The following is a 12,840-nucleotide window of genomic DNA, read 5'->3' as shown; positions in this document are numbered from 1 at the left end:
CGTTGGATACTAAAAAGGCATCTGCAAAAAACCTGCTAAAGCATTAAAAAAATTTACCTTTAAGTCGCAGCAGGTATGCAGGCAGCCTTGTCGGATGGTGCTTGATGGAAAGTATTTTGTGCAAACTGTGTTGAGTGCAGGTAACTGAAAACCTGCATTCAACCCTTGATAGAGAAATGGATGCGTGAATTGGGGGCTGCCAGCTTGTCGCTCAAGCGCCGTCCCGGGTCTTTGCGCCTGCCCTGCAATTTGCGGGTATTCAGTAAAATGGCCTGCTGTTTCTCGCGGCGATCAGCATTGCGCCGGTTGTCTGTCTGACGGCGTTCTATTTCTGGCCAAGTGGCTTCATCACCACTGGCTTTACCCTCTGGTGTTTGCCCCTGAGCAACAAGGCGGCGGTGCTGACTACTGGCATGCGGCATTTCTGCGGCTTGCTCAAAGATGCGGAATACTTTTAAAGGAAACATGACATAAGTGCTGAAAGTAAGGCTGTTCGCACTTAGAACGGTAAAATTGCCTAAAACTTTAGCAAGCCTGTTTTTGCAGGCTTGCCAAACTTGAAGATAATTTCAGGTGGGAAATGTTTATTGCTGCTCGCACCTGCCTCACACCTCTCTCACACTTGATTCACACCTTTAACTGGAAAGGTGTGAAATTCGTATCCTTGTCATAGTAATCTTCATTTTCCTTGCGCTTCAGGAAGGCAACGACCTTATAAGTCACCGGCGTCATGACAACTTCCCAGCTGGTTTTCAATACATATTGCGCGACCATGACGGTGATCAACTGGCTGTCTGACCAGATGCCATAAAAGGCAATCACATAAAACAGGCTGGAATCAACAAACTCACCACATATTGTCGAGCCTATGGTGCGCATCCACAAATGCCTGCCTTCCATGGCAACCTTCATCTTGGCCAGCACATAGCTGTTCACAAAGCTGCCACACCAGAATGCAGTGACCGAGCCCAGGATAATTCTTGGAGTATTACCAAATACCGCCGCCAGATGGGTCTGGTATTCGGTATTGAATGGGTCTGCTGCCGGCGTCAGCGCTAGTACCACCACCGACATGATGGCCGCAAACAGTACGGCACCAAAGCCTGCCCAGATCACGCGGCGGTCGCGCCCATAACCATATACTTCGGTGAGCACATCGCCAAAAATATACGAGATAGGGAAGAACAGGACGCCCGCACCAAACGTCACCGTACCCAGCACAGGCAAGGTCACCTGTGCAGCCTTGGCTGCGCCTATCAGGTTGGAACATAATAAAACCGTGACAAAGGCTGCCATCACAAAATCGTAATATTTATAACTGCCAAGTGGTCGTGTCATGTGATTGATCCTGGAATATCGCTAGAATTTTTCTGCCCGCAAGCATGGCATGGGCATCAGGCATATTCGACATCCGGGGCAAGCTTGTCAACCTTGAATCAGATTTTTGGTAAAAAAAACTTTGATTTGCACAGGTCCATGCATGAAAACATCTGCAACAAAGTTCAGCGCTTTTGCTGCGTTTTGCAAATCTGCATTTGCTACAATGAATCTATCTCAGTTTTAAAGTGTTTCCATGTGCGCAGCCCCAATTACCGTTGATGTACCCGTAGAACAGTTATGCATAGGTTTATATGTACATCTTGATATGTCCTGGCTGGAGCACTCGTTTGCGCTCAACAGTTTCAAGATCAAGAGTCAGGACGAGATCACGGCAATCAGGCACCTGGGTCTAAAAACCATCCGGGTCAGCCCGGCCAAATCAGATAATCGCCCTTTGCCGCCGCCACCCAAAACGGTGCAGGTGGCCGAGCCCGAACCGGTTATGACACTGAGCCCAGAAGAACTGGCCTTGATAGCAGAAAAAAAATCGCGCATAGAAAGGCTGATCAGAGAACGCAATGCCATTGCCCAATGCGAAAAGCAATTGCTCAAAGCAGCCAATACGCTCAAGAATATTACCCGCAACCTGTTTTCCCGCCCGCAGGAATCGGTGCGCGAAGCTGAGCAACTGGTGCAGCAAATGCTGGACTCTTTGCTGGTCGATAAAGACATTGCCATTCATCTCATGAATGACAAGATAGTTGGCGAAGAAGCCTATTATCATTCTCTGAATGTTGCTGTGCTGACCATGATGCTGGCAAAGGAGTTGTCTTTTCCCGCAGACGATATCAAGCAACTCGGCATGGGATGCATGTTCCATGATATAGGCAAGGTAGAAATCCCTGATCGTATTGTCAACAAGAGCTTTGCGCTGACCAAGTCTGAGCAAAATCTGTTGCAGATGCACAGCCATTATGGCCAGCAGATAGGCGAGAAACTGAACTTGCCAAAAGGCGTCATCGACATCATCGCGCAGCATCATGAGATGGCCGATGGTAGTGGTTATCCGCAACAACTGAAGGCAGAACGCATCTCGCCGCTGGCTCGTATCGTCGCCATCACCAATACCTATGACAATCTGTGCAATAAACCGAACCCGGCTGATTCCCTGAGCCCGTATGAAGCCATGTCCTATATGTTTGCCAACCAGCGCAAGCAATTTGATGCACCTGCCCTGAATCTGTTCATACGCTGCATGGGTGTCTATCCGCCAGGCACCATCGTCAAGCTCAGCGACGGTACCCTGGGCATGGTGGTGGCGGTAAACTCCAGCAAGCCGCTGCGCCCCAGCGTATTGATCTACGACCCCAGCGTTCCCAAGTCCGAAGCCATCATCCTCGACCTGATACACGAACCCATACTCGACATCACCGCCAGCCTCAAGCCCGGCCAACTGGCACCAGAAGTGTATGACTACCTGAGCCCGCGCAAGCGCATGACTTATTTCTTTGATACCGAGAAGGCCGAGAACCAGAAGCGCCCATAAATATACCGGGTTTATCTGGCTTGCCGCGGCAATGACGCAATCAGATCGGCAAAGCGCTGCCCCTGTATCATGATATGACCGCGCAATAAATTTGCTGTCAGTTCTGCCTCACCCTGCAAGATGGCTTGTACTACCTGGTCGTGCTCATTATAAGAATTCGCAACACGGTCACGCACACGCAGTTGCAGGCGGCGGTAAGGGCGCAGGCGGCGGTGCAAATTCATTGCCTGCTTCTCCAGAAAATCATTGTGGCTGCCGCGATAAATCAGGTAGTGAAACACTTCATTCTTGTAAAAATATTCGTCCGGGTCTTCGGCATCACGCGCCTCTTTGCAGGCTTCATGGGCAGTTTTTAAATCTGCCTGTTCCTGTTTCGACATACGGCGCGCTGCCATGCGCCCGCACATGGCTTCAAACTCTGCCATTACCTCAAACATTTCCACCAATTGCTGTGGGCTGATGGTCGCTACCTGGGCGCCGCGTCGTGGCCGCATTTCTATGATGCCCATTGATGCCAGTTGTATTAATGCCTCACGGATAGGTGTGCGCGATACGCCAAAGCGCTCAGCCAGCTCGGTTTCATCGAGATGATGGCCAGGCTGTAGTTGCCCCGTTGCTATCAATTCTTCTATTTCTTCTCGCAGGCTGGCTGAGCGGTTTTTCATTTTGCTAAGTCTTTTAGTAATTTATGTCTCCAGTATATATTCAAGTTGACTTTGAATGCAAAATAGTCGATCTTGTATACAAGAATTTTAATAAAGCATACAAGGCGAAGTATTAAGCGGGATATGCAAAGACCAAAGACGAGGCAAAACCTTGTCAAAAAGAGATGTCTCATCCATAAAAACCTTAGGAGTAATCATGTCGCAACTGAAGAGAAGAACAGTCTTGCAAGCTTTAAGTCTGGCCCCATTGGCGGCGGCATGGTCGCCACTAACTGCATGGGCGCAAAGCACGGCCCTAAAGATTTCCCATCAATTCCCGGGCGGCACACTGGAAGAGGGCGACTTTCGTGACCGTCTCTGTCGCATGTTTGCCGCCGAAGTGCAAAAACGCAGCAATGGCAGCCTGAAGTTTGAAATTTATCCCGGCTCTTCTCTGATGAAGACCAATGCGCAATTCTCTTCCATGCGCAAGGGGGCGCTGGATTTATCGCTGGTGCCTTTATCGTATGCTGGTGGTGAAGTGCCAGAAGTGAATATCGGCCTCATGCCCGGCCTCGTGCCATCCTATGAAGTCGGTGCTGCATGGAAGAATGCTGAAGTTGGCAAGGAACTCAATAAACTCTTACTCGACAAGGGCATCGTCGTGGTCAGTTGGATCTGGCAGGCTGGCGGCGTGGCATCGCGTACCAAGGCAGTGGTTGATCCTGATGATGTCAAGGGCATGAAGATACGAGGTGGTTCACGTGAAGTCGATCTGGTATTAAAGGCTGCTGGTGCTGCCGTAGTATCCCTGCCATCGAATGAAATCTATGCGGCCATGCAAACCGGCGCGATGGAAGCAGCCATGACTTCATCGACTTCGCTGATCTCTTTCCGCCTCGAAGAAGTATCCAAATTCCTGACCAGTGGTCGCGGCCAAAGTTACTGGTATATGTTTGAACCCTTGATGATGTCAAAAGTAATTTTTGACAAGCTGACGAAAGACCAGCAAAACACCATCATGACTGTGGGTGCTGAACTCGAAGCTTTCGCCATCAAGGCCGCGAAACAGGATGATATTGCCGTCGCCACTGTCTATGAAAAGAAAGGTGCCAAGGTAGTAGATCTGAATGCTGCCACGGTTAAAAAATGGCAGGCAATCGCCCGCACCACGGCCTGGAAGGACTATGCCGACAAAAATGAAAACTGCGCCAAACTGCTGAAACTGGCGGAGAAATTATTATGAGCCATGGCTTTGAAATAGCAGCTCCTAAAGGGCCGCCTGTTCCAGACCATCCCTTCGTTGCTCGGCTGGCAAAAGCACTGGAATGGGTGAACAAAGTCATCGTGCGCATCTCCATGTTTGCCATGTTGCTGACTGCCTTCATTCTCACTTATTCTGTCGTCACACGTTATCTTTTCAAGATACCGACAGACTGGCAGGATGAAGCCTCGGTATTCATGTTGATAGGTGTGACTTTCTTTTCTGCGGCTTACGTGCAGTCTTATCGCGGCCACATAGGTATAGAAGTCTTGTCATCTATCCTGCCTCCGGCAGTCAACCGCTTTCGTTTGTTGCTGGTAGATATCATCAGTGCGACTTTCTGCATGTTTTTTTCCTGGAAATCCTGGACGCTGTTCCATGAAGCCTGGGTAGATGGCCAAACGACTTCATCGACATTCGCGCCGCCCTTGTGGATACCTTATGCCATGATGGCAACCGGCATGACCCTGTTGTCGCTGCAAATCCTGGTACAGATACTGGCTGCTGCCACCAATACAAGCAGCAAAGGGAGGCCAGCATGAGTCCGCTTACCCTCGGCGTCTTATATGGCATTGTCACTCTGGTCGTGATGTTTTCCGGCATGCCGATTGCCTTTGCTTTGGGCGTGGTGGCCACCGGCTTCATGTATTTTTTCATGCCTGCTGCATCGCTCGATACCATTACCCAGAACGTCTATGAAGAAATGGCGTCGATCACCTTGTTGTCGATACCGCTGTTCATTTTAAAAGGTGCAGCGATAGGTAAATCACCTGCCGGGCGTGACCTGTATTCTGCCATCCATGCGTGGCTGCACAAGGTGCCGGGTGGCCTCGGTATTGCCAACGTTTTCGCCTGCGCCATGTTTGCAGCAATGGCGGGTTCTTCACCAGCCACATGTTCTGCGATCGGTTCTGCTGGCATACCTGAAATGCGCAGGCGTGGTTATTCGCCCGGCTTCGCTGCAGGCATCATCGCTGCCGGTGGTACCCTGGGTATTTTGCTGCCGCCATCGATTACCATGATCCTGTATGCCGTTGCTGCTGAACAGTCTTTGGGACGTTTGTTCCTTGCAGGCATAGGCCCGGGTGTTTTGCTAGTGATTTTGTTTTCTGGCTATGCAGTATATCGCGCACGCCGTGAGTATGCAGTTGCTTACAAAGCGTATGAACAGGGCGGTGTTAAATCAGCCTATCTGGAAGAAGAACATTTCACCCTCGCGCAAAAAGTCGAAATGCTGCCACGGGTTTTACCTTTCGTTATTCTGCTCATCGGTGTCATGGTGGCACTGTATGGTGGCTATGCCACGCCTTCAGAAACAGCAGGTCTGGGTGCCTTGCTGGCGATGGTGCTGATCGCGATTGTGTATGGCGTCTGGCGGCCAAAAGACATTTCGCCCTTCATCACCTCGACGATTAAAGAATCAACTATGCTGCTGTTCATCATAGGCATGTCGCTGCTCTATTCTTATGTCATGAGTTATCTGCACATCAGCCAGTCAGCCGCGCAATGGGTGGTCGATTTGCACCTGAGTAAATGGATGTTGCTGACAGTGATTTTGCTGATGGTGGTGGTGTTTGGTTTCTTCTTGCCGCCGGTATCGATTATCCTGATGATGTGTCCCATCATCTTGCCACCCTTGAAAGTAGCTGGCTTTGATCTGATCTGGTTTGGCGTGGTCATGACCATCGTCATGGAAATGGGCCTCATACATCCACCCGTGGGCCTGAATATTTTTGTCATCAAAAATATCGCGCCTGATATACCCTTGAAGGATATCGTCTGGGGTGTCATGCCTTTTCTGTTATTGATGCTGGTGGCCGTGATTTTATTATGTGTATTCCCGCATATCGCCACTGCATTTCCTGATGCCTTGATGGGAGCAAAATAATGACCGCAGCCGGTCGCTGGAATACCCTGCAAACCAACCGCCAGCAGCGCCTGCAAAGGGCTGCCGATGTACTGGGCAATGATTTGCAGGGCAAACTATTTCCGCAGCAGCGCATAGGTGATTGCCTGCATGCGGTACTGGAAGCAGGCGACCGGGTTTGCCTGGAAGGAAATAACCAGAAGCAGGCAGATTTTCTTGCCAGGGCACTGACTAAGCTGGATGCGGCACGCGTCCATGATTTGCACATGCTGCTGTCCGTGCTGGCCCTGCCTGAACATCTGGATGTATTTGACAAGGGCATTGCCAGCAAGCTGGATTTTTCTTTTTCTGGCCCGCAGGCAGCACGCCTGGCCAAGTTGGCCTCGGCAGGCAAATTGAATATCGGTGCCATCCATACTTATCTGGAATTGTATGCACGCTATTTCGTCGATCTGACACCGCGCGTGGCGCTGGTGGCTGCACAGTCGGCAGACCGCGCAGGCAATTTATATACCGGCCCCAACACCGAAGACACACCGACGATAGTCGAAGCAACAGCATTTAAATCCGGCATCGTGATTGTCCAGGTCAATGAGATAGTCGATGTTTTGCCGCGTGTTGATATCCCCGCAGGCTGGGTAGATTTTGTCGTCCAGGCACCGACACCGCATTACATAGAACCCCTGTTCACCCGTGACCCGGCCTTGATCTCCGAGATACAGGTCTTAATGGCGATGATGGCTATCAAGGGTATCTATGCCGAATATGAAGTCAAGCGCTTGAATCACGGCATAGGCTTTGATACTGCCGCGATAGAATTGCTCTTGCCCACCTATGCGGCGTCGCTGGGTCTGAAAGGCAAGATCGCCAGCCACTGGGCGCTGAACCCGCATCCGGCTCTGATACCCGCGATAGAAGCGGGTTTTGTAGAATCCGTTCATTCCTTCGGTTCTGAACTGGGTATGGAAGACTATATCCGCGCCCGGCCAGATGTTTTCTTTGTTGGTGCCGACGGCAGCATGCGTAGTAACCGTGCGCTGTCACAGGCAGCAGGACATTATGCCTGCGACATGTTCATAGGCTCCACTTTGCAAATCGATTTACAGGGCAATTCATCAACAGCTACTTTGGGCCGCATCGCCGGTTTTGGTGGCGCACCTAATATGGGGGCAGATGCACGTGGCCGCCGCCATGCCAGCCCGGCATGGCTAAAAGCAGGGCGCGAAGCACGCGCAGGCAGCAAGCAGATACCGCGTGGGCAAAAACTGGTAGTGCAAATGGTCGAGACTTTCCGCGAGCACATGCAACCCGCCTTTGTAGAAAAACTCGATGCCTGGCAACTGGCAGAGCAAGCCAATATGGCGATACCGCCGGTGATGATTTATGGGGACGATGTGACACATATCCTGACTGAAGAAGGCATCGCCAACCTGCTCCTGTGCCGCAGTGAAGAGGAACGCGAACAAGCGATACGCGGCATCGCAGGTTATACACCTGTTGGCCTCGCACGCGATAAACGCATGGTAGAAAACCTGCGTGACCGTGGCATCATCAAACGCGCAGAAGATATGGGCATAGACAAACGCATGGCCACGCGTGACTTGCTGGCCGCAAAGAATATGAAAGACCTGGTACGCGCATCGGGTGGCCTATATCAACCGCCTAAACGCTTCAGGAACTGGTAAGGATCGTTATCATGGAAACTTTGGTATACCGCTTTGAGCAAGGACAGCGCAAGCTGGTATCAGCAGCGCAACTGGTCGGTGTGGTCAGTTCTGGTAATCTCGAAGTGCTAGTGCAGTCTGTGGATTTGCAGTCAGCCTGCGAGATAGAAATCAGCACGGCGGCGACTGGTTTTGGTGCGATCTGGCAGGCAGTCATGAATGACTTTAACCAGCGCTGGCAACTGGCTGATTGCCGCATCGCCATCAACGACATGGGGGCTACTCCCGCTGTTGTCAGCCTGCGCATGGATCAGGCCATAGAAGCCTGTCTGGAGCAAGCCAAATGAGCAGCTATCTGGAAGCAACGGCCAGACAAAGAGTGGCCGCACTGATCAGTGATTTCACAGAGTTCCTGCCACCCGCAAAAGAGTGGACCAGCCCGCATCTGCCGCAGCTGAATGCGCCGGTGTCATTTGATGATGGTGTCGTCATTGGTCGCGGCACTATGGATGGCAAGCAAGTCTATGTCGCCGCGCAGGAAGGCGGTTTCATGGGTGGTGCAGTTGGCGAAGTACATGGGGCAAAGCTGGTAGGGCTCATGCGCGCTGCTGTCGTCCACAAACCGCAGGCACTGGTCCTGCTGGCAGAATCCGGCGGTGTGCGCCTGCATGAAGCCAATGCGGGTCTGATAGCCGTGTCTGAAGTCATGCGCGCCTTGCTGGCTGTGCGTGCGGCAGGCATACCCGTGATCGTCGTCATCGGCGGCAGCAATGGCTGCTTTGGCGGCATGGGCATAGTCTCGCGCTGTGCGAATACCATCATCATGTCGGAAGAAGCGCGTCTCGCCATGTCCGGTCCTGAAGTCATAGAAACCGCGAATGGCGTAGAAGAATTTGATTCACGTGACCGCGCATTGGTGTGGCGTACCACCGGCGGCAAGCACCGCTACCTGCTCGGCGATTGCCAGATGCTGGTGGCCGACGATGATGCCGCCTTCAAGACGGCGATAGTACAAGCCATGCAGGACAGTGTACAAAGCGAAGTTGCGCTTAGCCTGGCTGCACTGGAAGCAGAACAAAAAATGCTGACAGCACGCCTGCAAGATTTTGGTAGCAAGACTGAACCCATGGATATCTGGGCTGCCATGGGCATAGAAAATCCTGAGGATATTGCCATGCTCGATACCCAGGCTTTCCTGCAGCTGAGTGCCAGCATCAGGCAGACGGAGCGCCAACATGGATAGCATGCAATTACTTGCGCAATTATTCCCGCAAGGTCATGAAGTCACTATCGTTGATGATTTTATCTCCGGCACAGCGACTATAGCTGGACAGGACATCAGTGTTATCGGCACCAGTGGGCATACACCGATAGACGTAGAGATAGCACTGGCACAAGCGAGAGCTGTGCTGGCGACGGTACGTGATCATCCCCAAAGGCCAATTTTTCTGCTGGTTGATACCCAGGGCCAGCGCCTGCGTCACAGAGATGAAATGCTGGGCATCAACAGCTATATGGCACATCTTGGGAAATGCATAGAGTTAGCCAGACAATCTGGCCACAAGATCATCGCGCTGGTCTATGACCAGGCTCTGTCTGGCGGCTTCATCACCAGTGGCATGATGGCCGATGCCTGTTATGCCTTGCCAGAAGCCACCATACGCGTCATGGGTTTGCCAGCGATGGCACGCATTACCAAGGTAGCAGAAGAAAAGCTGACTGCACTCGCGCTGCATAATCCCGTATTCGCCCCCGGCCCCAAGAACTATGAACGCATGGGTGGCGTGCAGTCTATATGGGAAGGTGATCTGGCACAGTGCTTACGCGATGCCTTGTTGCAGGCAGATGCAACTGACAGGCGCAGTGAACTGGGCCAACAGCGTGGTGGCCGCCGCAAGTCACAGCAGGTAATAGAGGCTGTTCTATCTCAGGCGGCGCAAGTACAATAAGGTATGGACAGTATCGCGCAATATCAAAGACATGATCTGGTCTGGCTTGCTGATGAAGCCTGGCTGGCTGTCTTGCAGTCTTTTGGCGCACCAGACCTTCTTAGGCAATGGCAGCAAGAGGAGTGGCCAGCGGTAGTCACACGCCGCCATCCTGATGCTGCAGACGATGAAGTCTGCATAGGTTTCCCGCTCCCACCTGTGAATGGCAACAAGCCGCGCTTTGCTGCGATAGTAAAAGCTGAGCATATCGCCATTCATCAGTCTGCCTTGTCTTTGCATACTGTCATCGTTGTTGTGCCGCCTGCATGGCAGGCTGGTTTGCAAAACCTGCATCAACAAGCCCTGATGGCGGGTATCAAGCTACGCGTGTATGGCTCGGTCGCCATGCAGTTTTTGACGGGACAAGATTATTTGAGTGCGACTTCCGATATCGACACCCTGTTCCGGCCTTATCACCAGGCACAATTGCGCGCTGGCCTGGCTTTGCTGCAAGAGCTGCAGCAAACTCTGCCTATTGATGGAGAGATTGTATTTCCTGGCGAAGCCGCAGTAGCGTGGAAAGAATGGATGCAGCCCGCTCACGCAAGTCAGGATTTTAATCAGCAACGCGTGATGGTCAAAGACATGCATGGTGTCAGCCTGCGTGCCCGGCAAAGCCTGCTTGATCTGTTGGCCGAGGGTGAATTGCCATGTTAGAAATTGCTCGTGCTTATCGCTACCTGCCAACTGCGTCCGTAGCAAATTGCGAGAGCAAGAAAAAATGTGTGGCGCAGCAGATCGCCAGAATCGCAGTGCGGAGTCTGTATGCCGAACTGGTCTTGTATCCCAAACCCGGTCTGGTATCCCTGCGCGACAATGGTAGCCATACCGACATGGATGCTGCCTGTTTCATGCGCAGCCTGTTTTCTCTGCGCCATTATTTCAGAGACATTGCGTTCGCTGGTGCCATTGGTGCTGAATTTGAAGTGCTAAGACAACTGGGTATGGCAGCAGAACAGCGCATGCTGAAAGCGACCAGGGGCATCAATACGCATAGAGGTGCCATCTTTGCTTTGGGCATGCTCAGTGCAGCGGCAGGATATTGTTTTTCGCGTGACGGCGTAATGACGGCTGTGACTTTACGGCAGGCTCTCATATCGCAATGGGGACAGGCATTGTCAGTGCACAGTGCTCCAGAAGATACACAGCATCTGAGTCACGGCTTGCAGGCGGCAAAACGATATGCTGCCAGCGGTGCGAGGGAAGAGGCGGCCTTGGGTTTCCCTTCCATCTTTGAACTTGCACTGCCACGTTTGCAGCAAAGCCTGAAAGACGACCGCAGTCTGCATCTGGCGCAAGTCGATTGTTTCTTTACTCTGATAGCACATATCAGCGACACCAATCTCTATCATCGCGGCGGCATAGCAGGAATAGCTTATGCCAAAGATGCAGCACAAAAATTTCTGAATCAGGGCGGTACAGCTAATCCGCAATGGTTGATCATTGCAGAAAACTGTCATCGAGAATTCATCGCACGCAGACTGTCACCAGGAGGCGCAGCAGATATGCTGGCTGCAACATGCTTTGTACATCACTGCATGGAAGAATTTTCAGTAACGAGGATACATGAATAAGTTCGCCCTGCTATGTCCAGGGCAGGGTGCACAGTCTGCAGATATGTTTGCGCTGGCCAGGCAGGACGCAAAGGCGGCCAGCTTTGTGCAAGATTTGTTGAGCCATAAAATAGAACAACACACGCTTGCAGAAGCACTTTCATCACATGATCTGCTATTTAAAAACCGCTATGCCCAGCCTTTGATCGTCGCTGCCACACTGGCCAGCTGGCTGGCGCTACGCGATAATTTACCCACGCCCGACTTGGTCGCCGGGTACAGCATAGGCGAAATTTCTGCGCATGCAGTCAGTGGCAGCATAGATGTGCAAGCTGCCCTGCAACTCGCTACTACCCGTGCGGCTTTGATGCAAGCTTGCGTGCACACACCGCAAGGTATGATGGCTGTATCTGGTGTCGCCATCAACGATATGCAGCAATTCGCTGCCAGCCATGATCTGTACGTTGCCATCATCACTGCTGACAACAAGGCCATCATCGCCGGTCTGGCAGACAAGCTCAGCGTGGCAATACCTGAAATTGCCAAGTTGCCTGGACATGATATTACGCACACAGAAATAGCTGTGCACATCGCCTCACATACACCGATGATGCTGGCTGCTGCACCTGGTTTTGCGCAGGCGCTGAATGACATTCTCTTACATGAAACCGACATTTCTGTATTGGCAGGTATCAACGCTGAAAAAGTCACAGAGCCAGCGACTATACGCAGCAGCTTGCTGGCACAATTGACCCAGACCATACAATGGCATGCCTGTATGGATGCAATGGCTGAAAGCGGCATCAGCTATGCGCTGGAACTGGGGCCAGGCTCGGCATTATCCAAAATGCTGCAGACCCGCCATCCGCAAATCGCCTGCCGCTCTATTGCAGACTTCCGCAGCCTTGAAGGTGTAGTCCACTGGGTGCAACGCCAGAGCGAGAATTGAAATTCACTAGCCCAAAGCAGCACAAAGCAGCACATACAGGAGACA

At 51.9% G+C, this 12,840-nt stretch carries 14 protein-coding genes; 11 read left to right on the top strand and 3 right to left on the bottom strand.

Features of this window, described 5'->3' with window-relative positions:
* Nucleotides 1-158: 158 nt before the first annotated feature.
* Both ACO0LI_RS07985 and ACO0LI_RS07980 read right to left on the bottom strand, forming a co-directional pair.
* A complete protein-coding gene (locus tag ACO0LI_RS07985; protein ID WP_423032128.1) occupies nucleotides 159-467 on the bottom strand; it encodes a hypothetical protein in 309 nt (102 codons plus the stop codon).
* Between the two features lie 160 nt (nucleotides 468-627).
* Nucleotides 628-1,338 carry a queuosine precursor transporter gene (locus ACO0LI_RS07980; RefSeq protein ID WP_422977107.1) on the bottom strand — a complete coding sequence of 237 codons (711 nt, stop codon included), beginning with the start codon at nucleotides 1,336-1,338 and terminating at the stop codon, nucleotides 628-630.
* A gap of 235 nt (nucleotides 1,339-1,573) precedes the next feature.
* On the opposite strand from ACO0LI_RS07980, the gene ACO0LI_RS07975 reads away from it, so the two are divergent.
* Complete coding sequence (locus ACO0LI_RS07975; RefSeq protein WP_423032126.1) at nucleotides 1,574-2,866, top strand: HD-GYP domain-containing protein; 1,293 nt, start codon at nucleotides 1,574-1,576, stop codon at nucleotides 2,864-2,866.
* 11 nt (nucleotides 2,867-2,877) lie between these two features.
* Here the strand turns inward: ACO0LI_RS07975 and ACO0LI_RS07970 are convergent, their stop codons facing one another.
* Nucleotides 2,878-3,531, bottom strand: a complete 654-nt coding sequence (locus ACO0LI_RS07970; RefSeq protein WP_423032124.1) for a GntR family transcriptional regulator — start codon at nucleotides 3,529-3,531, stop codon at nucleotides 2,878-2,880.
* A gap of 196 nt (nucleotides 3,532-3,727) precedes the next feature.
* Here ACO0LI_RS07970 and dctP point away from each other — a divergent pair, with 196 nt between their 5' ends.
* Genes dctP through ACO0LI_RS07920 form a run of 10 tightly spaced genes read left to right on the top strand, consistent with a single transcriptional unit; the run spans nucleotide 3,728 to nucleotide 12,795 of the window.
* Nucleotides 3,728-4,756, top strand: a complete 1,029-nt coding sequence (gene dctP / locus ACO0LI_RS07965) for a TRAP transporter substrate-binding protein DctP (RefSeq protein ID WP_423032122.1) — start codon at nucleotides 3,728-3,730, stop codon at nucleotides 4,754-4,756.
* Complete coding sequence (locus tag ACO0LI_RS07960) at nucleotides 4,753-5,316, top strand: TRAP transporter small permease (RefSeq protein WP_423032120.1); 564 nt, start codon at nucleotides 4,753-4,755, stop codon at nucleotides 5,314-5,316. Before dctP ends, ACO0LI_RS07960 begins: the two co-directional genes overlap by 4 nt.
* The gene (locus tag ACO0LI_RS07955; protein ID WP_423032118.1) at nucleotides 5,313-6,662 is read left to right on the top strand and encodes a TRAP transporter large permease; all 1,350 of its coding nucleotides are present in this window, start codon (nucleotides 5,313-5,315) and stop codon (nucleotides 6,660-6,662) included. Before ACO0LI_RS07960 ends, ACO0LI_RS07955 begins: the two co-directional genes overlap by 4 nt.
* Nucleotides 6,662-8,326: a malonate decarboxylase subunit alpha gene (gene mdcA / locus ACO0LI_RS07950; protein ID WP_423032116.1), complete on the top strand. Its 1,665-nt coding sequence runs from the start codon at nucleotides 6,662-6,664 to the stop codon at nucleotides 8,324-8,326. The genes ACO0LI_RS07955 and mdcA overlap by 1 nt, the downstream gene beginning before the upstream one ends.
* A gap of 11 nt (nucleotides 8,327-8,337) precedes the next feature.
* A complete protein-coding gene (mdcC, locus tag ACO0LI_RS07945; protein ID WP_423032114.1) occupies nucleotides 8,338-8,652 on the top strand; it encodes a malonate decarboxylase acyl carrier protein in 315 nt (104 codons plus the stop codon).
* Nucleotides 8,649-9,548, top strand: a complete 900-nt coding sequence (locus ACO0LI_RS07940; RefSeq protein ID WP_423032112.1) for a biotin-independent malonate decarboxylase subunit beta — start codon at nucleotides 8,649-8,651, stop codon at nucleotides 9,546-9,548. The genes mdcC and ACO0LI_RS07940 overlap by 4 nt, the downstream gene beginning before the upstream one ends.
* Nucleotides 9,541-10,254: a biotin-independent malonate decarboxylase subunit gamma gene (gene mdcE / locus ACO0LI_RS07935; RefSeq protein ID WP_423032110.1), complete on the top strand. Its 714-nt coding sequence runs from the start codon at nucleotides 9,541-9,543 to the stop codon at nucleotides 10,252-10,254. Before ACO0LI_RS07940 ends, mdcE begins: the two co-directional genes overlap by 8 nt.
* A gap of 3 nt (nucleotides 10,255-10,257) precedes the next feature.
* Complete coding sequence (gene mdcG / locus ACO0LI_RS07930; protein ID WP_423032108.1) at nucleotides 10,258-10,950, top strand: malonate decarboxylase holo-[acyl-carrier-protein] synthase; 693 nt, start codon at nucleotides 10,258-10,260, stop codon at nucleotides 10,948-10,950.
* Nucleotides 10,944-11,867, top strand: a complete 924-nt coding sequence (gene mdcB, locus ACO0LI_RS07925; RefSeq protein ID WP_423032106.1) for a triphosphoribosyl-dephospho-CoA synthase MdcB — start codon at nucleotides 10,944-10,946, stop codon at nucleotides 11,865-11,867. Before mdcG ends, mdcB begins: the two co-directional genes overlap by 7 nt.
* Nucleotides 11,860-12,795 carry an ACP S-malonyltransferase gene (locus ACO0LI_RS07920; RefSeq protein WP_423032104.1) on the top strand — a complete coding sequence of 312 codons (936 nt, stop codon included), beginning with the start codon at nucleotides 11,860-11,862 and terminating at the stop codon, nucleotides 12,793-12,795. Before mdcB ends, ACO0LI_RS07920 begins: the two co-directional genes overlap by 8 nt.
* Nucleotides 12,796-12,840: the final 45 nt, after the last annotated feature.

This window comes from Undibacterium sp. Tian12W (assembly GCF_049339405.1).
Classification (GTDB): domain Bacteria; phylum Pseudomonadota; class Gammaproteobacteria; order Burkholderiales; family Burkholderiaceae_D; genus Undibacterium.
This window is presented reverse-complemented; position numbering and strand designations above follow the sequence as displayed.